19 protein-coding genes are annotated in these 22,067 nt (G+C 46.7%); 13 read left to right on the forward strand and 6 right to left on the reverse strand.

What is annotated here, in order from left to right:
* Window positions 1–382: 382 nt before the first annotated feature.
* Both Q0R17_RS14755 and Q0R17_RS14760 read right to left on the reverse strand, forming a co-directional pair.
* Window positions 383–1,048 (reverse strand): DNA alkylation repair protein, encoded by a 666-nt coding sequence (locus Q0R17_RS14755; RefSeq protein ID WP_293936102.1) that lies wholly within the window; start codon window positions 1,046–1,048, stop codon window positions 383–385.
* 267 nt (window positions 1,049–1,315) lie between these two features.
* Entirely contained in the window at window positions 1,316–1,711 is a 396-nt protein-coding gene (locus Q0R17_RS14760; protein WP_293936104.1) for an endonuclease domain-containing protein, read from the reverse strand.
* 165 nt (window positions 1,712–1,876) lie between these two features.
* Here Q0R17_RS14760 and recB point away from each other — a divergent pair, with 165 nt between their 5' ends.
* The 3 genes from recB to recD all read left to right on the forward strand — a co-directional run bounded on the left by recB (window position 1,877) and on the right by recD (window position 8,075).
* The gene (gene recB, locus Q0R17_RS14765) at window positions 1,877–5,494 is read left to right on the forward strand and encodes an exodeoxyribonuclease V subunit beta (protein WP_293936106.1); all 3,618 of its coding nucleotides are present in this window, start codon (window positions 1,877–1,879) and stop codon (window positions 5,492–5,494) included.
* A gap of 208 nt (window positions 5,495–5,702) precedes the next feature.
* On the forward strand, window positions 5,703–6,335 hold the full coding sequence (locus Q0R17_RS14770) for a PolC-type DNA polymerase III (RefSeq protein WP_293936108.1): 633 nt from the start codon (window positions 5,703–5,705) through the stop codon (window positions 6,333–6,335).
* Between the two features lie 54 nt (window positions 6,336–6,389).
* Window positions 6,390–8,075, forward strand: a complete 1,686-nt coding sequence (gene recD, locus Q0R17_RS14775) for an exodeoxyribonuclease V subunit alpha (protein ID WP_293936111.1) — start codon at window positions 6,390–6,392, stop codon at window positions 8,073–8,075.
* Between the two features lie 215 nt (window positions 8,076–8,290).
* On the opposite strand, the gene Q0R17_RS14780 is transcribed toward recD, so the two are convergent.
* Window positions 8,291–8,782 (reverse strand): thermonuclease family protein, encoded by a 492-nt coding sequence (locus Q0R17_RS14780; RefSeq protein ID WP_293936114.1) that lies wholly within the window; start codon window positions 8,780–8,782, stop codon window positions 8,291–8,293.
* A gap of 43 nt (window positions 8,783–8,825) precedes the next feature.
* A complete protein-coding gene (hpnC, locus tag Q0R17_RS14785; protein ID WP_293936117.1) occupies window positions 8,826–9,656 on the reverse strand; it encodes a squalene synthase HpnC in 831 nt (276 codons plus the stop codon).
* Between the two features lie 106 nt (window positions 9,657–9,762).
* Here hpnC and Q0R17_RS14790 point away from each other — a divergent pair, with 106 nt between their 5' ends.
* Window positions 9,763–10,131 (forward strand): helix-hairpin-helix domain-containing protein, encoded by a 369-nt coding sequence (locus Q0R17_RS14790; RefSeq protein WP_293936120.1) that lies wholly within the window; start codon window positions 9,763–9,765, stop codon window positions 10,129–10,131.
* A 142-nt stretch (window positions 10,132–10,273) separates the two neighbouring features.
* Window positions 10,274–11,365: a PLP-dependent cysteine synthase family protein gene (locus tag Q0R17_RS14795; RefSeq protein ID WP_293936122.1), complete on the forward strand. Its 1,092-nt coding sequence runs from the start codon at window positions 10,274–10,276 to the stop codon at window positions 11,363–11,365.
* 146 nt (window positions 11,366–11,511) lie between these two features.
* On the opposite strand, the gene Q0R17_RS14800 is transcribed toward Q0R17_RS14795, so the two are convergent.
* Window positions 11,512–12,372 (reverse strand): 2OG-Fe(II) oxygenase, encoded by an 861-nt coding sequence (locus tag Q0R17_RS14800; protein WP_293936124.1) that lies wholly within the window; start codon window positions 12,370–12,372, stop codon window positions 11,512–11,514.
* 328 nt (window positions 12,373–12,700) lie between these two features.
* Here Q0R17_RS14800 and purB point away from each other — a divergent pair, with 328 nt between their 5' ends.
* From purB to Q0R17_RS14835, 8 genes are all read left to right on the forward strand, one after another.
* Window positions 12,701–14,071, forward strand: coding sequence for an adenylosuccinate lyase (gene purB, locus Q0R17_RS14805; protein WP_293936127.1), 1,371 nt, complete (start codon window positions 12,701–12,703; stop codon window positions 14,069–14,071).
* Between the two features lie 76 nt (window positions 14,072–14,147).
* The gene (locus Q0R17_RS14810; protein ID WP_293936129.1) at window positions 14,148–15,605 is read left to right on the forward strand and encodes a YdgA family protein; all 1,458 of its coding nucleotides are present in this window, start codon (window positions 14,148–14,150) and stop codon (window positions 15,603–15,605) included.
* A 237-nt stretch (window positions 15,606–15,842) separates the two neighbouring features.
* Window positions 15,843–16,730, forward strand: coding sequence for a YafY family protein (locus Q0R17_RS14815; RefSeq protein ID WP_293936131.1), 888 nt, complete (start codon window positions 15,843–15,845; stop codon window positions 16,728–16,730).
* 192 nt (window positions 16,731–16,922) lie between these two features.
* Window positions 16,923–17,207 carry a YkgJ family cysteine cluster protein gene (locus Q0R17_RS20110; protein ID WP_374759877.1) on the forward strand — a complete coding sequence of 95 codons (285 nt, stop codon included), beginning with the start codon at window positions 16,923–16,925 and terminating at the stop codon, window positions 17,205–17,207.
* Window positions 17,208–18,020 (forward strand): GTPase domain-containing protein, encoded by an 813-nt coding sequence (locus tag Q0R17_RS14820; RefSeq protein WP_293936133.1) that lies wholly within the window; start codon window positions 17,208–17,210, stop codon window positions 18,018–18,020. It abuts the gene before it with no gap.
* Between the two features lie 5 nt (window positions 18,021–18,025).
* On the forward strand, window positions 18,026–18,475 hold the full coding sequence (locus Q0R17_RS14825) for a hypothetical protein (RefSeq protein ID WP_293936135.1): 450 nt from the start codon (window positions 18,026–18,028) through the stop codon (window positions 18,473–18,475).
* Entirely contained in the window at window positions 18,472–20,190 is a 1,719-nt protein-coding gene (locus Q0R17_RS14830) for a GTPase (RefSeq protein ID WP_293936137.1), read from the forward strand. The genes Q0R17_RS14825 and Q0R17_RS14830 overlap by 4 nt, the downstream gene beginning before the upstream one ends.
* Window positions 20,191–20,195: 5 nt before the next feature.
* Window positions 20,196–21,728, forward strand: a complete 1,533-nt coding sequence (locus Q0R17_RS14835) for a GTPase (protein ID WP_293936140.1) — start codon at window positions 20,196–20,198, stop codon at window positions 21,726–21,728.
* A gap of 89 nt (window positions 21,729–21,817) precedes the next feature.
* Here Q0R17_RS14835 and Q0R17_RS14840 read toward each other — a convergent pair.
* On the reverse strand, window positions 21,818–22,067 hold a 250-nt coding region (locus Q0R17_RS14840; protein ID WP_293936143.1), incomplete at its 5' end, for an Hsp33 family molecular chaperone HslO.

Genomic DNA, 22,067 nt, shown 5'->3' on the forward strand with positions numbered 1-22,067 from the left:
GAAAGAGACCTTGATTCTAACCAAGAATTGGTGAAAGGATATTTATATCTTTTGAATTCAAATGGTAGATTAAAAGTAGCTGGAAAACTGATGCTGGCTGTAGGAAAAACCAAGTACGTTTTAAACCCAAGCGAGTAACTTCAGCAAAATATGCGATGCATTATCTCTGTGATTCAAGGTTTAGCGCTATTTTCTACACTTTAAGTGTTTTATGTAACTTTAATTAGTGCATGTGGGGTGAAACCCGCGTGTTTATTCGGCATTGCTCGCGGGTTTCACCCGCCCTACACATTCCAAAACCACGCCAAGCACTCAAGAAATCCATCTACACAGAGCCCATTGAGCAAGAAACATAATCAGGAAAGTTGATGCCAATAGGCCCTTACAAATGCTTGCCCGCCTCTCTGCGGCTTAATGGCGATAATGTATCGCCCATTTCTGCCAGCAACGCCCGAATACAAGTTGAATCATGCCAAGCGTATTCCCTTAGCGCCCAGCCTATCGCTTTACGAATAAAGAACTCAGACTCGGGTGCTAGCTGCTTGGCGTAAGCTTTAAGGCGGGCAACATCGGTTTCACCCTTCCAAGCTAATTGGTGCAGCATGGCGATGCGCCTAATCCAAAAATCATCATGTAGCAGCGAGGCATCCATTTGGCTTTGCTGGGCTTTGTCGGCTTTCACAATCGCCCCAACCACTTTCACCAAGCCATCCACCGTATCCCACCAAGATTTCTGCAAGGCTAAGTGGAGTAAGACAGGGATATCTTCACCGCTTAAGATTTTGACGTGCCTTGCCAGTAAATCCACGGCGATATATTGGTATTCGCGCTGTGGCAAATCCCATAAAGCCTGCGCCTGAACAATTAAAGCGCCCGCACTGGCAGGCTTTAGTTGTTTAATCAAGGGCATGCTGGCAGCACGGCGCGCAGGGGCGGCCACGCCTAAAAATTCAAACTGATCACGTTGATAAGCGCGCATGGCGATGGCTGCAGCATCATTAGCAAGAGGCTGCATGGCGCTGCGGATATGCTCTTGAAAAGAAGTCATGGGGCCTCGAAGGGGCAACGATATCTGAAACTCAGCATAATCGGGCTGAGATCCATCCAGCTTAATCACCAGACGGGCTGTAGCGCAATCAATGATAAATATGCTAAAAGTTTGTGTAAGCCTTTAGCTTACAAATCCCCCTTAATCCCCCTTTTACAAAGGGGGAGATAACATCATTCTTAATTGTTGTAGAGGTCCCGCCGATTGAGGGCCACTTGCCAGCACAAGCTTGAAAAATGAAAAAATAAAACTAATTTCACCTCTTACTTAGGTTTTACCCCCCTTTGAAAAAGTGGGGCAAGGGGGGATTTGCCTTTCAACTGCATCAAAAATCACCAGCATAACGCCTTCTGTTTCTTGTAAAACCTGTCTGTTATTAAATCGCAAAACCAATAAGCCCATTGCCACCAGCGCCTGATCCCTTTCCTTATCATTGGCTTGGTGCTCCGCTTCAAAGTGCTGAGATCCATCCAACTCAATCACCAAACGGGCTGCAGCAGAATAAAAATCAACAATAAAGCTCGCCAAAGGCTTTTGCCGATAAAACTGCACACCCAACACCTGTTTGCGGCGTAGCCTTGACCAAAGTAATTGTTCCGCATTGGTCATATGCTTACTCAAATCTTGGGAAAAAGGTTTCAGGCTAGATTTGTATGGTTGCAAAATCCCCCCTAGCCCCCCTTTTTCAAAGGGGGGCTAGGGGGGATTTATCTTTCAATTACAATTCTAAGCTTCAAAAAAACAAGATATCACTCAGCTTCATCACCAAGTTAGGCTGAGCCTTTATAATCCCCTTACCGCTCATCATCCGCCCCATCTGGAATCATCATGCACCTTCGTCCCTTAAACCTATTTGATATGCCATTAGCAGGCCCGCATATGATTGAGGCCAGCGCGGGGACGGGGAAGACTTGGACGATTACCGGTTTATATACCCGGCTGGTGATTGAGCACGGCTTACGCGTGCCAGAGATTTTGGTAGTCACCTTTACCGAAGCCGCCACCGCCGAGCTGCGCGATCGGATTCGTGGCCGGCTAGCCGAGGTATTGGAATCATTTGAGGGCAATGAGGCGCTCGATCCTTTTTGCCAAACGCTGCTCGATCAGCACCGTGAGCGCAGCCCAGAGATCATTCGCCGCCTACAACGCGCCATTGCCAGCCTAGACGAGGCGGCCATTCATACCATCCACGCTTTTTGCCAGCGGGTATTGGTGCAATCGGCGTTTGAAAGCGGTGCCGATTTTGGCATGGAGATTCTGAGCGATATTGGCCCCGTACTGGATGAAATCGCCGCCGATTTTTGGCGTGAGCAGGTTTACCCAGCCGATAGCGCTTACACCGAATACCTGTTAAAAACTAAGGCCAGCCCAGAGGAATGGCTGCGGGTGGTGTATGGCCATCTAGGCCAGCCCTTACTGCACACCGTGGCACTGCCGCCATTGCCAGACAGCCGTCAGCTGGCTACCGCCCTTGCCCCCGCTCTTAGCAACTATCAACGGCTTTGGCTAGAAAATGCCGCCTCCATCCGCGCCATGCTGCTCGAGATGTCAGCTAAAAAAGAGCTCAAGCAAACCAGCTATAAGCCAGAGCAGCTAGAAAAAGTCTTTTTGCTGATTGATGACCATATCGCCAGCAATGGTGGCTGGCAGGATATCGACAGCAAGGAGTTAGCCAAATTAAGCAGCAGTAAACTTGCCAGCGGCACAGCAAAAACCGGCACAGCGCCCAGCCATGCGTTTTTTGATGTGGTAGAAGAGTTAGCGGGCTTAATCAACGATTTAAGCGGCATTTGTCAGCTTAAAGAAAAACACGCCCTGGCCGAGCTGCGCCGCCGCTGCGATAGCGAGCTACCAGAGCGCCTAGCCCGCCGCCAACAGCTCTCCTTTAACGATCTGTTGCTACGCGTTTGGCAAGGTTTGCAAGAGGGCGATCGCTTGGCGCTTGCCATCCGCCGCCGTTATAAAGCCGCGCTGATTGATGAGTTTCAAGATACCGATGGCATTCAGTACGATATTTTTTCACGCGTGTTTAGCGATGGCAGCACCCCGCTTTTTTTAGTGGGCGATCCTAAGCAGGCGATTTACAGCTTTCGCGGCGCGGATATTCACGCTTATCACCAAGCAGAAAAACTGGTTGAGGCCAAAGAAAGCCTAGACACCAACCAGCGCTCGGTGCCCCATTTAGTCACCGCAGTGAATAGCTTGTTTTTAAGGCCGAAGGAAGCCTTTGTTGACCCACACGTCAGCTTTACAGCGGTGAAGGCCGCAGATAAACCACGGCCAGAATTACATATCGTCGGTGAGGATGGCGTTAGCGCGCCGTTTTGTTTTCAGTTTTTGCCCGAGCCAGAGCAAGTCTCAGAAAAAGGCGTGCAAATTAGTTGGGGCAAAGAGGCCGCTAACCACCTAGCCGCCCAAATCACCGCGGCAGAGATTGAAAAGCTACTGAGCGGCGTGGCCACCATGCGCGGCACAGGCGTAGAAAAAGCCCTCTCCGGCGGCGATATTGCGGTGCTGGTGCCGGATCGTTTCCGAGCCAAAACCATGCAAGATGCGCTCAGTAGCCGATGTATCGCCAGCGTGCTGCGGGTAAGAGATAGCGTTTGGGAATCGCAAGAAGCGCGGGATTTATACGGCGTGCTGGCCGCAATTGCCGAGCCTGCCAACCAAGGCTTGCTGCGGGCTGCGCTAATTTCTACCCTGCTTGGCTCAAGTGCAGCCGACCTGCTGCGGCTGGAAATCAGCGGTTGGGACAATATCTCGGATGCCTTTGCCCATTGGAAAAAAACCTGGCAAGCGCAGGGTTTTATCCCGATGTTTAGAGAGTGGCTGGAATACCACGGCCAAGATGGGCGCAATGTGGCGCAGCGGCTGTTATCCCTTAGCGAGGGCGAGCGGCGGCTGACTAATCTATTGCAATTAGCCGAGCTATTACAAGCGCACAAAGCCACGGGCCTTGAGCAACATTTAGCTTGGTTTAGCCGCCAAAGCCGCAACGCAGGCGATGAAGCCTTGCTCAGGCTAGAAAGTGACGAAGACCGCGTGCGTATTGTTACCTTACACGCCAGCAAGGGGCTGGAATATCCCATCGTGTTTTGCCCCTTTTTATGGGATGGCCGCCTGCTGGGCCGCCAAAGTAGCTCGGTGCGTTTTCATGCCGATAAGCAAGCGTGGTTAGATTTAGGCAGCGAAGATTTTGATAGCCACAAAGAGCACGCCAAGCGCGAAGCCTTTGAAGAAAAACTACGCCTGTTGTACGTGGGCCTAACCCGCGCGCGGAATCGCTGCTATGTGGTGTGGGGCAATGTGGGTTTAAGAACCAGCAGCGGAGCCGCCGCCACAGATGGCCTCTATCAATCAGCGCTAGCATGGTTGCTGCACCCTATTCAAGCTGAAACGGATGATCCTTTGGAGGCACAGAAGGAACAACTCAAAGCCTACGATCACCAAAGCCTGCTTAGCGATATCAGCCAGCTCTGCGCAGATCAGCCCAAAGTGTTTGCCATACAAGCCGCGCCCCAAGGCCGCTTTGGGCTGAAGGCCGCGGCAAGCGAGCCGCTACTATTTAAGCCCTATCACGGCAAAACGCTTTATCCCACGTGGCGAGTCGCCAGCTTTTCTGGCTTAACGTCTAATCAACGCCACCACGCAAGCGAAGGCCCAGATCACGATAACCAAAGCAGCGCGCCAGAGATCAGCACAGAGCGCTCCATCTTTAGCTTTCCAGAGCGAGAAGCCGCCGCCACCGTGGCCGGAACTTGCCTGCACGCCATTTTAGAAGAGTGGGATTGGCAAGATATCGATGCATTAAACCTAGAGGTCGCCAAGCAATTAGAGCGGCATGGCATACCGCCACACTGGCTAGAAGTGGTCAGCCAAATGGTGCAAAACACCGTGGCAACGGCATTGGATGGCAAGGCGCTACGGCTACGTGACATCCCCAAATCGGCACGCGTGGCCGAAATGGAATTCACTTACGCCGTAGGCCACTGTAAAAGCGCCAGCCTAATCGCCGCATTGCAGCACTCCAGCCTGCCTAGCGCATTTAAACAGGCCGCAGAGCAGCTAGATTTCTTTCATATCAACGGCTTTTTAAGAGGCTTTATTGATCTGGTATTTGAATACCAAGGCGCTTATTACGTTTTGGATTACAAAAGCAATTGGCTAGGCAATAGCGTGGCCGATTACGCCCCCGCACAGCTCATCCCCGCCATGGCGCAGCACCACTATTATCTGCAATACCTTATCTACAGCGCCGCCGTGCGCCGCTTTTTACACCAACGCCTACCCCACTTTAGCGACGATCAATTTGGTGGCGTGTACTACCTATTTATGCGTGGCATGGGGGAGCAAAACGGCCAAAGCGGCGTCTACTTCAAGCGCCCAAGTATGGAATTATTGGATCAGATAGAAGCGGCGTTGATGGGGGATATTGTAAAAACCTAAAGTCGTCGCCACAGAGAACAACAAACCCAAATCTTGAACCACGGAGGAAAAGGAAAACACGGAGAGCCACGGAGAAAAACATGAGGAATAAGGTTTTCTCCGTGAAACTCCGTGTTCTCTGTGCTCTCTGTGTTTCAAGATTTGGGCTTTATAGCTACCCCGCGTGGGCACAAAAACCTGCCCACCCTACAATTTTTAAAAAGACCCCATGAGTTCATTTAACCGCCCCATCGTGATGCTAGATTTTGAAAGCACCGGCATTAGCAGCAGCTATGACCGTATTACCGAAGTAGCTGCACTGCGAATTGTGGACGGGCAGATTACTGATCGCTTTGTATCCTTGGTCAATTGCGGCGTGCGTATCCCCGCTTTTATTACTCAGCTCACCGGCATCAGCCAAGCCATGGTCAACAAGGCTCCGCCAGCCAGCGAGGTGGTTCCAGCGTTGATCGAATTTATTGGCGATAACGCCCTTTCGGCGCATAACGCCAGCTTTGATGCCAAGTTTTTATTAGCCGAAAGCCAGCGGGTTCATCTGATCCCACGCCATCAAGGGCTGTTTTGCACGCTTAAATTATCCCGGCGGCTGTTTCCAGGCATGAGCAATTACAAGCTCGCCACCATCGCCCACAGCCTAGGTATCCGCTTTCAAGGCACCGCCCACAGGGCCGAAGCCGATGCAGAAGTCTCAGCGCACTTGCTGATCCATATCGCCAAACACTTGGCTAAAACCTGCCAGCAAACCCACATCAACCTAACCCTACTCACCCAAATCGAAAAACTAGCCGCCGCCAAAGTGCCTGATTTTTTGAGTAAGCAGACCAATAAGCCCAAATTTTGAACCACAGATTTTAAGATTTAGGTTTTGCTACGCACCACCACTCTGGACTCCACCATGCCTGACTTTGCCTTTGAATTAAGCCGCAGTTTTGAACGCCTTTGCGGGCCGCAATCGGATGAGTTTAAAACCACGCTGGCTAAGCTGTGCGCGGCGTTGGCGGCGGGGCATAGTTGTATTCGGGCAGCACCACTCAGCAGCCCTTTAATCGGCCGCCCTGGCGAGTTTAAGCCTTTAACTCAGGATAAAGACCGGCTCTACCTCACCCGTTATTGGTGGTATGAAAACTCGGTGGCGCAAAAATTAAGCCAGTTAGCCAAGGCAAAGTGCGCGGTCGATTTGCAGCAACTCGCCCCCTTGCTCGATCGCCTATTCCCCCCAGCTGCCATCCGCCCAGATATGCAAAAAGCCGCCGCAGCCGCAGCAGTGATGCAAAAGCTAACGGTGATTTCTGGCGGGCCAGGCACGGGTAAAACCACCACCGTGCTGCGGATTTTGGCGGCTTTACAAATCGTGGCGAACAACAGTTTAAATATCAAAATGGCCGCCCCCACCGGTAAGGCCGCAGCCAGAATGAGTGAATCGGTCAGGGAAAGAAAATGTGATCTAGCTGTTGATGAAGCAACACTGGCGGTAATCCCCGAAACAGCATCCACCCTGCACCGCTTACTAGGGCCACGGCCCGATGGCAGCTTTAAGCACGGCAAAGATAACCCGCTAGCGCTGGATGTGCTGGTGGTGGATGAAGCATCGATGATCGATCTGGCGCTGATGGCGCAGCTACTGGATGCGCTGCCCGTAGATGCTCGGCTTATTTTATTAGGCGATAAAGATCAACTAGATGCAGTAGATGCGGGGGCGGTATTTGCCGAATTATGCAGCTTAAAAGCGCCTAGCCTCGCGTTTATTGCCGCCTTAAAAACCGCCAGTGGCGTAGAGATTTTACCCAGCAAAGGCGCAAGTAGCTGCGTTGGCAATGCGATTATGACACTGCAACACAGCCACCGTTTTGCCGCAGGTGGCGGCATTGGCAAGCTAGCCAGCTTAGTCAATGCAGGCGATGCAAAGGGCGCATTAGCCCTGCTGCAACCCAATGATTTATTCGCCGAAGCCGAGCCAGAGCTAGGCTGGCAAGCCAACAGCAAAAACCTATTGGCGCGTTGTGATAGCGGCTACCAAGCTTACTGGCAAGCCGTGCAGCAAAACGATGTAACGGCTGCATTTATAGCCTTTGATACCTTCCGCATTCTCACCGCCTTACGCGAAGGTCAAGCCGGTGTAATGGGCGTAAATCAGCAGCTAGAAGATCACTGGCGGGCCAAAAACCTGATTTCTGCCGATGTTTGGTACGCGGGCCGCCCCATCCTCATCACCCAAAATGATTATGGCGTGCAGCTATATAACGGCGACATTGGCCTGACATTTATTCAAGACGGCGCACCCCGCGTAGCCTTTAAAGGGGAAGGCAACACCCTGCGCTGGTTCAGCCCCGCCCGCCTCCCCAGCCACGAAACCGCACTGGCCCTCACCGTACACAAAAGCCAAGGCTCAGAATTTGACACCGTTATTCTATTATTGCCCCACCAAGCCCACGAGCTACTCAGCCGCAGCCTCATCTACACCGGCCTCACCCGCGCCAAGCAAAAAGTAGAAATTTGGGGGAGCAACGAAGTGCTGAGCAAAGCCATCAGCAAACAAGCTACTCGGCAAAGCGGGCTGGCAGCGGCATTAAAGGCGGCTTAGGATTTGGGAATGAGGGCAGTTTTTGTAGGGTGACAATCAGCAGAGCCTGCGACGTTTACGTAGCACAGCGAAGGCGCATTGCACCGCCGTTGCCATAATCTCGGCTAGCCTAGACGCAACCTCATTGCCAACACGGGGCAATGCGTCTGAATAAACCCTCAATCCTATTGCACCCTAGAGAACTACAAAACCACATGGAATACGCCCCAATCAGCTTATCTAGGATGCGCCCTGCGGTAATCCCAAGGTGGGGTGGGGGTGGCTTCTTGCCATAGCCCGCGCTGGGCGGCGCGGGCTTCGCTTTCTGCGGCTTGGTAGAGCGCAAATTGCGTTGTGCTTTGCTTGCCCTTGGCAAAATGCTGGTAGTGCCAGGCGAGGCCTGCTTTTACTTGCTCGGCATTGATATCTTTGCCGACAATCTGTAGCAGCACCACGCTGCGCTGGTATTTATCGGTATCGATGACGGTTGCAACTGCCGTTTTTTGATAAGCCCACCGATCTAGGCTGCGCCGTGACTCGCTGCCAAAAGCTTGGCTGTATTCGGGCGCATCAATAAAAGCCAGCCGTAGTGCGTGCTCTTGATTGGCCGCGTCACGGATAATTAAGGAATCGCCATCCAGCACTTTAATCACCACGCCAGAAAGCACAGTGGGCTGATCGGCCTTACACGCCGTTAATAATAGTAGCAGCACACAAAATCTAAGCATCGGCCCACCTCCACTCACTCTCTATAGCAGGGCTGGCCGATGTTTACTTAGCCCGCAGCGCCCGCCATAGCAATTTGGGCCAATCGCGCCAGACCAGTACGGGGCGGTGGCGGAAGACATCGGGCTCGAGCTTTAGTTTTTCTAAAATAGCGTCGCCGCCAAGGATGGTGAGGCGAATCTCTAGGCCAACTCGTCCTGGCAATATTTTGCCTAGCGGCGCTCCGGCGTGCAGCATTTTTTGGCTGCGCCGCACCTGAAACGCCATTAAGCGCCGCCAGTTGGCGTTGATTTCGCCAGCGGCAATTTGCGCTTCGCTCACGCCAAAGCGCTCTAAATCAGCTTGCGGGAAATAAACCCGGCCATTGGCCCAGTCTTTTTCTACATCTTGCCAAAAATTAATTAGCTGCAAGGCGCTACAAATGCCGTCAGACAAGGCCAAATTACGCGGCGTAGCCAGCCCAAAAATATGCAATAAGATACGCCCAACGGGGTTGGCAGAGCGGCGGCAGTAATAGATTAGCTCACCAAAATCCGCAAAACGGTGTTTGGTTACGTCTTGGGTAAAGGCATCCAGCAGATCGTGATAAAGCTGGATCGGGATTTGATACTGCTGCGTGGACACTGCCAACGCCTGATAGCGCGCTGTTAGCGGGGTTTGCCCTGCCGCCATCAGGGCTAATTCTGCACGGCAAGCGGCAAGCGCGGCTAGGCGCTCTGCGGGCGTAGCATCGCCCTCGTCGGCCAGATCGTCGGCATGGCGGGCAAAGTGGTACACCGCCGCCACAGCTTTGCGATATTTGCGGGGTAATAGCAGGGATGCCACAGGGAAGTTTTCATAATGCCCCACGGCTTGTTCGGGTGTAATTGCAACCATAAACTGAACCTAATTTGACGCGAAAAGCACTTGCTAACAAGGCATGCTATATTAAGCAGGCATTGCCCTCAGGGCCCGTCTGTTTATCTTAAATAAAGGGAATCTCATGAAGAAATGGCTAATCGCATTATTAAGCGCTTTTGCACTTCACGGTATGGCATTTGCGGTGGTGGATATTAACACTGCTAGCCAAACAGAGTTAGAAGCCGTCAACGGATTTGGCCCAGCCAAGGCAAAAGCGATTGTTGAATATCGCGGCAAAAATGGCCCATTTAAAACCGTTGAAGACCTGAAAAAAGTACCTGGTATCAAAGACGGCGTGTTCAATAAAGTCAAAGCTGAAGTTTCTGTAGGTGGTAAAACAGCCGCCCCCGCAGCAAAAATGGAAAAACCAATGGCTTCTGCAGCCAAGGCAGAAAAACCAGCTAAGCCCGCTGCTAAACCAGAAGCGAGCAAGCCTGCAGCAAAGAAATAATCCCTTAGTTATAAAAAATAAAAGGCACGCGAAGTGCCTTTTATTTTGCCCTCTCCCCGCCTAAGTAAATTCCCTTTTAACTTGAATCCAGCCTGTACTCATGGAATGCTGTGCTCTAATTTGCCAAAAGATGAGCATAAATATGACTGATAGCCGCGCTTGGGTTGCTCGTGCAATTCGCACCATTGAAGCTGATTTTAACCGCTCTGCCGATACTCACTTAATCCCGCTCACTTTGCCTGGCTTCCCAGGTATCGACTTTTATTTAAAAGACGAATCCAGCCATCCAACGGGTAGCTTAAAACACCGCCTAGCGCGCTCCTTGTTTCTGTACTCGCTAGCAAATGGCTGGATTCACGCCAAAAGCACAGTGATTGAAGCCTCTAGCGGCTCAACTGCGATTTCCGAAGCCTATTTCGCTAGGCTGCTCGGCCTGCCCTTTATTGCGGTAATGCCCGCATCCACCAGCCCAGAAAAAATCGCCGCCATTACTTTTTATGGTGGCCAATGCCATTTGGTCAGCGACCCCACCACGCTGCATAGCGAATCGCTCAAGCTTGCCGCCGAAACGGGCGGGCATTTTATGGACCAATTTACCTATGCCGAGCGCGCCACCGATTGGCGAGCCAATAATAATATTGCCGAATCCATCTACGCCCAAATGGCGCTGGAGCCGCACCCTATTCCAAAATGGATTGTGGCTAGCTGCGGCACCGGCGGCACATCAGCCACGCTAGGGCGATATGTGCGCTACCGCCAGCACGCCACCAAAATTGCCTGCGTGGATCCTGATAACTCGGTATTTTTTGATGCGTTTGGTAGCAAGGATCGCAGCTTAAGCCTGCATTGCGGCTCTTTAATCGAGGGCATAGGCCGGCCTAAAGTGGAGGCATCGTTTATCCCATCGGTGATAGACAGCATGTTTCAAGTGCCCGATGCCTTATCCATAGCCGCTACGCGCTGGCTGGCAAGCAAACTGGGGCGGCGCGTTGGCGGCTCTACCGGTTGTAATCTGGCGGGGGTGCTGGCTTTGGCGCTAGAAATGAAAGCCGCTGGGCAAAGTGGCAGCATCGTGACCCTGCTTTGCGACAGTGGCGAGCGCTATGCGCATTCTTATTACAACGATGCTTGGCTGGCCGAGCGCGACATTGATATTGCGCCTTGGCTAGCGCAAATTAACCAAACGGCAGAACACGGCGAGGCACTCAATTTACGCAGGGCAGATCAACTGTAGGGTGGTGTGCCCACGCGTCAGCCGCATGGGCAAGATAAAACATGCTGACTATGCCTCTTGCTCAATCTCATTATAAATATCTTAGAGAGGGTGAAACCCGCGTGTTTATTCAGCATTGCTCGCGGGTTTCACCCGCCCTACAGTAATCAGCCAAAGCGTCCTTGGCGCATCCACTTGGTGGCGATCCATTTTTCGCCTTTTAGCACGGGGTTGCCGCCGTGTAGCGTTAATGGATCGGTTTGGCTGTGGCTATTACAGTACTCAAAATAAACCGCCGAGCCTTTCTTTGGTGAAATCGCCATGCCCAGCTCAGGAAAAATCGTTTCACCGCCTTCTTCCACATCATTTAAATAGATCACCATGGTGGATACACGTTGACCGCCATTTTTTAAATGCACTTGGCTGCCAGGATCCCCCACCGGGAAGTAATCAAAGTGCGGCTTATATTCGCCACCCATTTTGTAATTTAAAATTTGCAGCCCCTCGCCGTTTTCAAGCGGCCAGTGCATTGCCTCGGCAATACGGCGATCTAGGCGGGTAATCAATTCGCTTTCATTGGCATTAAAAAAGGTACCAAAGCTACTTCTATCATCGATCACTTCTTCCGCTCCCGTTTGCGGATCAACGATGGTAGAGCGCTTTAACTTACTTTTAGATAAACGCACCAGCTCATCGCATTCTTCTAGCGACAAGATATCGTCCAGCACCGCCACCACGGGTGCGCTCACTCTAGTCGTTACCCGCACCGCCCTATCATGTGTTTGAATCACGCTACCTTGCATGGGAAACCGCGGCCGCTCGGCAACATAGCCAGCAGGCACCGCAGCAGCAGGCAAAGCGGTTTTAGCTTGCGTTGAAATATTCGAAAAATGAAAAACAATCGCATTGGCAAAAATAGGATCAAAGCCCTTGCCCGCCATCACTTCCACCAAAGATTGCGGCACGCAGCCCCTCGCCAAATTTTCCACAATCCAGTTTTGCCAATCAGATGTAATTTGTGTGTTCATTCCCCCATCCTTTTCTTTATATTTGTAGCGCCATTCTTACAAGAGCCGCCCCTGCTGTCATCCTTATTTATTCTAGCGTTGCAAACAGATCAAGGCGTCTCTCTACATAAGATTTCATCAAAGCATGCTATTGCTTAAAGCTTAAGTAGGATACTGATACAAACCGCCCTTGATAAACGCTACAAATTAACAAACCCCTGTAAAAACAACACTCATCCTACTTTTTGGCAAATAGATTTCTCCGCTAATGCAGTTTGCACAGAGCAGCATGCGGCGGCTGTGTTAAAATTAGCGCCTTGATTTTTGTAGACGTGAGACTTGGCTTAGAATGGAACTTTCAGCCCTTACTGCCCTATCCCCACTCGACGGTCGTTATGAAAAACAGCTCGCCGATTTACGTCCTTATTTTAGCGAGTACGCGCTGGTTAAAAACCGCGTTGCCGTTGAAATTGCTTGGCTAAAAGCCCTTGCTGCAGAAGCGGCCATTGAAGAGATTAAACCATTCTCTGCAGCCACCATCGCTGAACTCGATGCGGTTGTCGCCCAGTTTTCACCCGAGCACGCGCTCGAAGTTAAAACCATTGAGCGCACCACCAATCACGACGTAAAAGCCGTTGAATACTGGATGAAAGAGCGCTTATCTGGCAATGCTGAAGTCAGCGCTGCCAGCGAGTTTATCCACTTCGCTTGTACCTCTGAAGACATCAATAATCTGAGCCACGCCCTAATGCTAAAAGGCGCGCGTGACGCCGTGATGCTACCTAAGCTAAAAGAAATGGTGAGCAAGCTCAAAGAGCTAGCCCATGATTTAGCCGATGCGCCCATGATGAGCCGCACCCACGGCCAGCCAGCTACGCCAACCACCATGGGCAAGGAAATGGCCAATGTGGCCTACCGCCTTGAGCGCCAATTGGTGCGCATTGAAAAAATCGAGCTGTTAGGCAAGATTAATGGCGCGGTAGGTAACTACAATGCCCACATCTCCGCCTACCCTGATTTTGATTGGGAAAGCTTCTGCCGCCGCTTTGTAGAAAGCCTAGGCATCAGCTTTAACGCCTACAGCACGCAAATTGAATCCCACGATTATATGAGCGAGCTGTACGACACGTTTACCCGTGCCAACACCATTCTGATTGATATGAACCGTGATATCTGGGGCTATATCTCGCTGGGCTTCTTTAAACAGCGCGTCAATAAAAACGAAATTGGCTCCTCCACCATGCCGCATAAGGTAAACCCAATTGACTTCGAAAACTCCGAAGGCAATCTAGGTATGGCCAATGCAATGCTCACGCACCTATCGCAAAAACTGCCCATCAGCCGCTGGCAGCGTGACTTAACCGACTCCACCGTTTTGCGTAACATGGGTGTGGGTTTAGGTTACAGCTTGCTTGCTTATGTGGCCTGCTTAAAAGGCTTGAACAAATTGGAAGTCAATCGCCAAGCCATGCTTGATGATCTGAACGCCAATTGGGAAGTGCTCGCTGAGCCAATTCAAACCGTGATGCGCCGCTATGCCGTGCCAAACCCGTATGAGCAATTAAAAGAACTCACACGTGGTAAAAGTGGCATTACCCGCGAAGCACTGGCGGTATTTATTGATGGTTTAGCAATCCCTGAGCTAGAAAAAGCCCGCCTGAAAGAGCTGACTCCTTGGAATTACATCGGTAAAGCCGTAGAACTGGCAAATCGAATTTAATACCCTCCAAGCGGGCGCCACGTGCGCCCGTGTCAAGCTATCCCAATACGAAGCTTGTTATTGAATGCCGGAGAAAATGGTGAAACGTAAAGTATTACTGGGCAGTGCAATTGCCGCCGCCATACTGTCTACTGCCTATATTGGCGGGGCCTATGTTGCAGGTAAAGCTGCAGAAAACACATTGCAAAAGCAGCACGAATGGCTAAGCAGCCTGCCCTACTTTATTGTAAAAAATCGTGAATATCAGCGCGGCTGGTTTAGCTCTAGCGAAAAAACCACGCTATTGCTTAACCCTGAGCTATATCGCTTTTTTATTGAGCGCGCAGGCACCGAGCTACCTAAATTTGAAGTCACCTATACCCAGCATATCCAGCACGGCCCATTGCCGCTGCTTAGCCGATTTAACCTACACCCATATAAAGCGGTGGTTGAATCGGAATTTATGTTTTCGCCAGAAACTCAAAAGTTTTTAACTCAGTTCTTTGGCGCACAAAAACCCATTCATATTGAAAATAAAATCGGCTTTAATGACGATGGCGTCATTGATATTAAAGTACCCAGCTTTGATTACGAAGAAGCCATCTCTGGCGTAAAAGCCAATTGGAAAGGCTTTAATGCCACGCTAAATTACGGCGGCGATTTTAACAGCGTAAAACTGATTGCCAATGCGCCCGGCCTATCCGGTGGAGCCAAAGGCAAGCTCTCTTTCGCCTTTAATGATTTAACCTTTGGCTTTGATCATGTACGCGGTAAAACGGGCGTGATGCTTGGCAACACCCAAGCCAAGCTGGCTGGCTTTGATATGCAATTGCTTGAAGGCACACCGATCAAGCTCAAGCTAGAAAACCTAGCCTACGCAGGAAAAATCAGCGAGGAAGCTGAGTTTATCAATGGCAGCGCAAATATCAACCTAGCCAAGCTGGTTCTAGACGACCAACCTTACGGCCCAGCCGAAGTGCAAGCCACGGCCAGCCATTTGCACGGCCCAACCCTTGCCAAGCTTGCCGACGAATTTACCGCACTACAAAAGAAACAGCTTAGCCGCGATCAGTTTTCAAACGAGCTAGTTAAGTTGGTTAAAACTCACGGCATGCCGCTGCTCACCCACGACCCGCTCTTAGCCATCAAAAAGTTTGACGTTAAACTGCCCGATGGCTCCATCCACTTCACTACCGAAGTAGGCCTAAAAGGCTTCCAGCCTGCCGACTTAGATAAACCAGTGGAATTCGTCAATAAACTGCACGCCAAGGCTGATTTCTCGGTACCGCGTAAAGTGATTGAAACTATGGTGATGTGGCAAGCCCGCAATATGTTCGGCGGCCCAGATAGCGGCGTAGCGGCAGACGATCTCGATTATCTGGCTGGGCAATTTGTAGAAGGCCAGATCAATAAGCTCACCGATCAAAACCTGATCCGCAGCGAAAATGGCCTGCTCTCAGCCAAAGCCTCGCTAGAAAAAGGTGCATTCTTACTCAATGGCATCAATGTGCCACTGCCTTGGCAACAGCCTGCAGAATCTGTTACTGAGCAATAAGCTTTAGCCCACACCGCCATCCAATGATGGCGGTTTTTTTATGTTTCAAGACTCCCCTTACTCCATTCTCCACTTCTTTTCCTCTACGCCTAATCCACTGCCACGCCCTGTCAGCAGGCTATGTTTAAATTACCCATATGAACTATGACATAAACATCGCAAAATATGACAAACATGTGTAAGCTTCGTGCCAAAAAAATCAATAGCAATAACTACATATATAAAAGCACTCAAACAATGAAAGTCGTAAGCTCAGAGCATGAAACCCTAGCATTCAGAATTGCAGCCATCTTGCTCAAACTGAATTTAGGCGACGCATTAAGCAGGCAAGCCCTTGCCGATGAATTTAAAGTGAGCGAACGTACCATCTACCGCGATTTAAATCGCCTAGGCGGCATTGTCGACAAACTAGAAGATGGTCGCTACCAAATTGCTGCCGCCTATCGAGGCAAACTGACCTCTAAAGACCTAGAATCCTTTGCCAGACTCACAGGTGTAGATCAGCTATTCCCCAATGCCAGCCAGCGCTTTCTCGTCGCCCTGCTCGATACCTTGACGCACAGCAGCTACCTCATCAAAGGCCATCATTACGAAGAACCCAAGCCCCACGATAGCCAGTTTATTCAGCTAGACGAAGCCATACAGCGGCAACGTATTTGCCAGCTCAGCTACGCCGGTAAACCACGCACCTTAATGCCCTATCGCTTAGTCAATAGCAAAGGAATCTGGTATCTAGCGGCCACAGAAAATCAGCAACTTAAAGCCTTTACCTTTAGCCGTATTAGCCAATTAAGCATCAGCAACGACAGCTTCACGCCAAGCGCAGAAATACAGGCAGAAATAGAAAGTAATGAAGACATTTGGTATAGCAGCGATAAAACCGAAGTCCTCCTCACCATTGCCCCACAAATGGCCTATTACTTCTTGCGAAGAAAACTACTGCCGCAGCAAGAAACCATCAAACAATTAGAAAATGGCGGCTTAATTATCAGCAGCCACATTAGCCATGCTAATCAAATACTCCCGCTGATTAGATATTGGATACCACATGTGCGGATTATCAGCCCAGCTGAGCTGCAATTGTCTTTAGAAAATGAAGTGAAGCAATATTTCACAACGGCTTAAATATTTAGCCTTTGCAAATTTAAACATATAAAGGAAATACCATGGGCAACAACAACTCCCCACTAGAAAGCCTAGCCGCATTTGCAATTGTATTTGTGGCGGGTGTGATTTCGACAGTGGGGTTGGGGAAGTATATTGATAGGGTTAAAAGGGATGAAAATTGAATTTAAATAAAGCCAAAAATTACACGCAATGAGTTTTCCTTGCACAAAATGTGGCCAATGCTGCAAGAATATTGGAAAAATCAAACAGCTTAGTGAGTTTCATCTAGGAAATGGAATATGCATATATTTCAATGAAAATGTAGGCTGCACTATTTATCAAAGCAGACCAGATGTATGCAGAATAGATGAAGGATACACAAAATTTTTCTCTTCACTCATGACTCTAGATGAGTTCTATGAAAAAAATGCAGCTGTTTGCAATAAGCTGCAGGAAGATAAAGACATGGATATTATTTTTAAGGTGATTATATAAATGACAAAAAATGAATTAGCTCTATATATAAATGCAGTTCCACAATTGGAGCGTGAAATTAAGCGTTTGAATTTTTTACAGAAAGAAGAAAAGAGCATTCGGATTGCTGTTTTTGGAAAATACAATCATGGCAAAAGTACGTTACTAAATACAATTGTGGGTGAAGAAGTATTCAAAGCATCTGACAAGCGCGAAACAACTAAAAATAAAACACATCATCATAAAAATATTACTTGGGTAGACACACCAGGTTTAGATGCGGATGTCACTGGCAAGGATGACAAAGAAGCGGAAGAAGGTGCTTTTATTACTGCTGATATTTTATTCTTAGTCCACAATCTAAAAGCGGGAGAATTAGATAGATATGAAAACGATTACTACCATCGTTTAATCAATCAAAAAAAGGATTACCAAAGAAGAATATTCTTGATTTTAACCCAAGCAGATCAAGTAACAGCAGAGCAAAAAAAGCAGATTGTTTCTATTATAAAAAAACAACTTCCAGATATAACTACTTTTGTAGTTTCAGCTACACGTTTTACCAAAGGGCTTGCAGAGAAAAAACAAATATTCATTGAGAAAAGCGGAATAATAGAATTACTAGATTTAACGCAAAGATTAAGCAATGGAGCACTAAGCCTACGGAGCACAGAAATTTTAGAAATTAAAAATATCATCAAAAATGAATTAGGAAAAAAATATGAATCAGTAAACAATCACCTACAACAAGAAATAAAAAACAAGAAAGAAATGAAAAACTCATTTAGTTATGATGTTAAAAATTTTACAACAAAAGTTAAAGAAAGAGGATAAATATTATGGCAATTCCATGGTTAATTGGCGGTGCAATCGCGGCTATAGCTGCTGCAGTACTCTCAGACAATGAAGAAGAAGAAAAAAAAGAGCAAGAAAAGTTACGTGAGCGTAAGAATGAAGAGTACCGTCTTCAAAGGGAAGCTGAAGAAAAGCTCAAGCGAGCCCAGCAAGTTGAGAAACAGCGAGTAGAAAAAGCAAAACAAGAAGAGTTAGAGAATTTTGCGATACAACACGCTAACAGTATTATACAGAAATATGACTTAACTGATTTATCAGCCACACATATTGGTCAACTTACAATTATCAATACTGAGGCCGCTGAAGAGTATTTATCTAAAGCATATGAAACCTCACCAAAAAACAAATCAATACAAAGAAAAATAACAGATGAAAAAAATGAATTAATTAAAATAAAAACTCTTATAAATAACCTTGAGCAGATAACAAAATGACACAAAATCCATTTTTGCATTCATTACAATCATTTCAACATAATTTCGCCAGTATATCTAAAAAAGAAGACACACTTCTACTTAAAAAGGAAGCACTTAAAAAAAGTCTTGAACAAATATTTAAAGTTAAAAATTCAAACCTAAATGAAAACAGCCCATTAGTTAAGATGGCCGATGAACTACACATATCAATTATAAATAGCTTTAAGAATTGGGATATCGAATTAGAAAATTATCGCCCAATGAAATTACTTTCTGAATTATATAGCGATCGTATTATATTTCTAGTCTTCGGCAAGGTGAACGCAGGTAAAAGCTCATTCTCAAATTTTATAACTGACCTTTTTCCAGAAGAACAAATAAAACGATTCCAATTTCATGATGGAAAGATTCAATTCATGGATAAGCGCTTTGCTGAAGGTGTTACCGAAACTACGGCATTCATTCAGGGGGTAGAATTAGGTCAAAACTTAGTGTTACTCGACTCTCCTGGCTTACACTCGGTGACTGATTGTAATGGTGAATTAACTCGACGTTTTACAGATAGCACAGATGCCATCCTGTGGCTCACACCTTCAACCTCTCCTGGTCAAGTACAGGAACTTGCTGATCTAAAAGATGAGCTAGCCAAGAAAAAACCACTATTACCCATCATTACTCGCAGTGACGAGCTGATTGAATCTGGCTGGAATGATGTTACTGACTCTCCAATATCTTCAATATCCAATAAAACTACTGAAAATAGAAAGTTGCAAGAAGAGGACGTCATTCATAGACTCAAAGAATATAAAGAAATAGAATCTACCGAACTAAAAAAAGCGATCTCAATTTCTATTCATGCTTATAAAAGCAGTGATAAAGAAACAAGTGACCTTCAAGAGGCAGGGCTGTCAAATTTATACCAATCATTATCTTTAATCATTGAAGAGGCAAAAGTATATAAAATACGGAAAGCTCATCAACAAATGATTAATTTTCTTGATAAAAAAGTACTCTCATCATTAACAAATGAGATTAGCCCCACGATAAGAAAACTAAAAAAAGAAACAAAAAATACAATAGAAAATATAAACAGACAGAAAAAATACTTAGTTTCAGAGATCACCGCTGCTGTTATTTGTGAAATATCAGATATTGTGAATCGACACAAGGACAGCCAAAATAAAAAGGCTATTGCTACAGAACTAAATATACTCATTGAAGAGAAAATAAATAACACTTTACAAAAAGAACTATCTCAATATATAACAGAGCTAAAACGTACAAATAATACATTATCAATAGTTGGACTTGGTGAATTTGAGGCCATCACAATTGATATTAAACAAGTCAAAGGTAGCGCTACAAAAACAGTTGCAGCCACTGCTGGAACGATTGGTGGTGGTTATGGAGGCGCTTTATTAGGCAATTTAATACCTATACCTGGCATAGGACCTTTCATTGGGTACCTATTAGGTAGTTTGTTTGGCGGCGCAGCAGGCTCAACTGCTGGCGATATTTTTGTTGAAACGGAGGTAATCACTAAAAATGTTGGCATCTCTTCAGAAAAAATCATAAAAACAATAACTGATAACATTAAAAAATCATTACCAAAAATAATCGATGTTGTATTTGTTGATGTTATAGAAAAAATACAGCCTGTAGAAAATATATGCATAAGTATTGAGCAAATCATTCAGCAGTTTTCAATTGAAATTGATACCTTAAAGGGATAATCAAGATGGCTCCATTCCAACTTTTACTTGATAATTTAGAAAAATCAAAATCAATCATCTCAAAATATATCGACAATTCAGCACTATTAACGAACGAGCTTAGGCAAAGCATTGAAATTCGCAAACTGCAAATCATGTTATATGGTGCATATAATGCTGGAAAAAGTTCATTAATTAACACCTTATTAGCTAAAAATGAGGCTATAGTTAATGACATACCAACAACAGACAAAATTGATCAATACAATTGGAATGGCTTTTATCTTCTTGATACACCAGGAGTAAATGCACCAATCTCCCATGAAGAAGTAACTGCAGAACAAGTAAAAAGAACAAATGCAATGCTATTTGTTCTTAGAGAAGGCGATCACGACTCAAAGGACATTTATGAGCGCTTATTTAGCATGCTTAAAAAAGGAAAAAAAATATTTATCGTTTTAAATCATCAGTTAGCTAGTCAAGATGATAAATTAACTGCTTTGAAAAGGATAAATAGCATTCTATGCTCTTTGGCACCAAAATATAACACTACTGATGAAGAAATTGCTCATATCACAGTTCTTCCTATGAATATTAAGACAGCATTTAACGCCAGATTGAAGAGTCATGAAAAACTACTGGAGCATTCTGGGTATAACTTCTTCATTCAGAGCTTTAACGATTGGGTTATAGTCCAAGACCAAGAAAACAATAAGTTAGCAGCTCTAAAAAATCATATTGATGAATGTTGGTATCAACCGGTTATTAGCCAAATAAAAACAAAATTAAATCAAACCGAGAGTCTTGAAATTAGGCATCTTCGCGATGACAGACTCATGCTTGAAGCTGAAAAGACAGCTCTAAAGATTCAATCTAGTCAATACATCATTCAACAAGTTAACCTACTGAAACCCGAGGTATCGAATACTTTACAAAATACGAACTCACAGACTTCTGCAGAATCAGAACTACAAGCTATTTTTGCAACCATGGTTCCTAAAACTGAGTCTTGGCTAAATGATGAAGTTGGAAAAGTAAATAATAAGCTATCCATTCCCATCCAGCATAAAAACAATCACTTGTACAATGTGATTAACAAAGAAAATGCTATTTTAGACACAGTAGTCCATGGCGCAAAAGATGCACTTAATGAAGAAAACTTGAAAAATGCATTCTTACTAGGCAGAGAATTGAAAATACCTATGCTTAAGGGTCGCTGGGATAAAACACTAGGTAATTGGGCTGGGAAAGCAGCGATTGCAGTACAGGTACTCACTTTTTTTTATGATATCTACAAGGCAAACGCTGATCAAGATAGAAAAAACAAAGAACAGCATGAACGTACAGTTCAGTTATATCAGGCAGTCGAGCAAATTTGTACCTCTGTAATTAGTGATATGACAAGCAATGTGCACGGCATAATTACTTTAAATTTTGATAAGAAAATAAAAGGTATACAGCAAAAATTAGAGCTAATATCCAAAGAAGATAGTGATATTAAAAAAGACTATAGTTTATTGAATCAATTAAAGACTGAAATGGCAGATATTAGTTTTTAAAAAACAAAAAAAAGCCCCCATCAAGCAGCCATGTTATTTATGCATGAAAAGCTCATGATGAGGGCTTTATTTTCTTCCCCTTAGCTGTATCAATGCAGCTGCGGATTCACTTCAGTAATCCCATGCCCAATAAATAGCTGGGTAACGTCTACTTGATCGAACTGGTATTTCTCGTTGCAGAATTCGCAGCCCACGTCTACATGGCCGTGTTCGGCCAGTAGGCCTTCAATTTCTTCTTTGCCTAGCATTTTCAGCATGCCGCCTACGCGCTCTCTGGAGCAGGTGCAGGCAAAGCTTGGGAATACGGGGTCGAAGATGCGGACTTTTTCTTCGTTATAC

It is taken from the genome of Iodobacter sp. (genome assembly GCF_025352645.1).
Classification (GTDB): domain Bacteria; phylum Pseudomonadota; class Gammaproteobacteria; order Burkholderiales; family Chitinibacteraceae; genus Iodobacter.

What these genes read in the sequence shown, in the direction of transcription:
- Q0R17_RS14755 (WP_293936102.1), bottom strand. Translation starts at nt 1,048, where the DNA reads ATGACTTCTTTTCAAGAGCATATCCGCAGCGCCATGCAGCCTCTTGCT.
- recB (WP_293936106.1), top strand. Translation starts at nt 1,877, where the DNA reads ATGCACCTTCGTCCCTTAAACCTATTTGATATGCCATTAGCAGGCCCG.
- Q0R17_RS14770 (WP_293936108.1), top strand. Translation starts at nt 5,703, where the DNA reads ATGAGTTCATTTAACCGCCCCATCGTGATGCTAGATTTTGAAAGCACC.
- recD (WP_293936111.1), top strand. Translation starts at nt 6,390, where the DNA reads ATGCCTGACTTTGCCTTTGAATTAAGCCGCAGTTTTGAACGCCTTTGC.
- Q0R17_RS14780 (WP_293936114.1), bottom strand. Translation starts at nt 8,782, where the DNA reads ATGCTTAGATTTTGTGTGCTGCTACTATTATTAACGGCGTGTAAGGCC.
- hpnC (WP_293936117.1), bottom strand. Translation starts at nt 9,656, where the DNA reads ATGGTTGCAATTACACCCGAACAAGCCGTGGGGCATTATGAAAACTTC.
- Q0R17_RS14790 (WP_293936120.1), top strand. Translation starts at nt 9,763, where the DNA reads ATGAAGAAATGGCTAATCGCATTATTAAGCGCTTTTGCACTTCACGGT.
- Q0R17_RS14795 (WP_293936122.1), top strand. Translation starts at nt 10,274, where the DNA reads ATGACTGATAGCCGCGCTTGGGTTGCTCGTGCAATTCGCACCATTGAA.
- Q0R17_RS14800 (WP_293936124.1), bottom strand. Translation starts at nt 12,372, where the DNA reads ATGAACACACAAATTACATCTGATTGGCAAAACTGGATTGTGGAAAAT.
- purB (WP_293936127.1), top strand. Translation starts at nt 12,701, where the DNA reads ATGGAACTTTCAGCCCTTACTGCCCTATCCCCACTCGACGGTCGTTAT.
- Q0R17_RS14810 (WP_293936129.1), top strand. Translation starts at nt 14,148, where the DNA reads ATGGTGAAACGTAAAGTATTACTGGGCAGTGCAATTGCCGCCGCCATA.
- Q0R17_RS14815 (WP_293936131.1), top strand. Translation starts at nt 15,843, where the DNA reads ATGAAAGTCGTAAGCTCAGAGCATGAAACCCTAGCATTCAGAATTGCA.
- Q0R17_RS20110 (WP_374759877.1), top strand. Translation starts at nt 16,923, where the DNA reads ATGAGTTTTCCTTGCACAAAATGTGGCCAATGCTGCAAGAATATTGGA.
- Q0R17_RS14820 (WP_293936133.1), top strand. Translation starts at nt 17,208, where the DNA reads ATGACAAAAAATGAATTAGCTCTATATATAAATGCAGTTCCACAATTG.
- Q0R17_RS14825 (WP_293936135.1), top strand. Translation starts at nt 18,026, where the DNA reads ATGGCAATTCCATGGTTAATTGGCGGTGCAATCGCGGCTATAGCTGCT.
- Q0R17_RS14830 (WP_293936137.1), top strand. Translation starts at nt 18,472, where the DNA reads ATGACACAAAATCCATTTTTGCATTCATTACAATCATTTCAACATAAT.
- Q0R17_RS14835 (WP_293936140.1), top strand. Translation starts at nt 20,196, where the DNA reads ATGGCTCCATTCCAACTTTTACTTGATAATTTAGAAAAATCAAAATCA.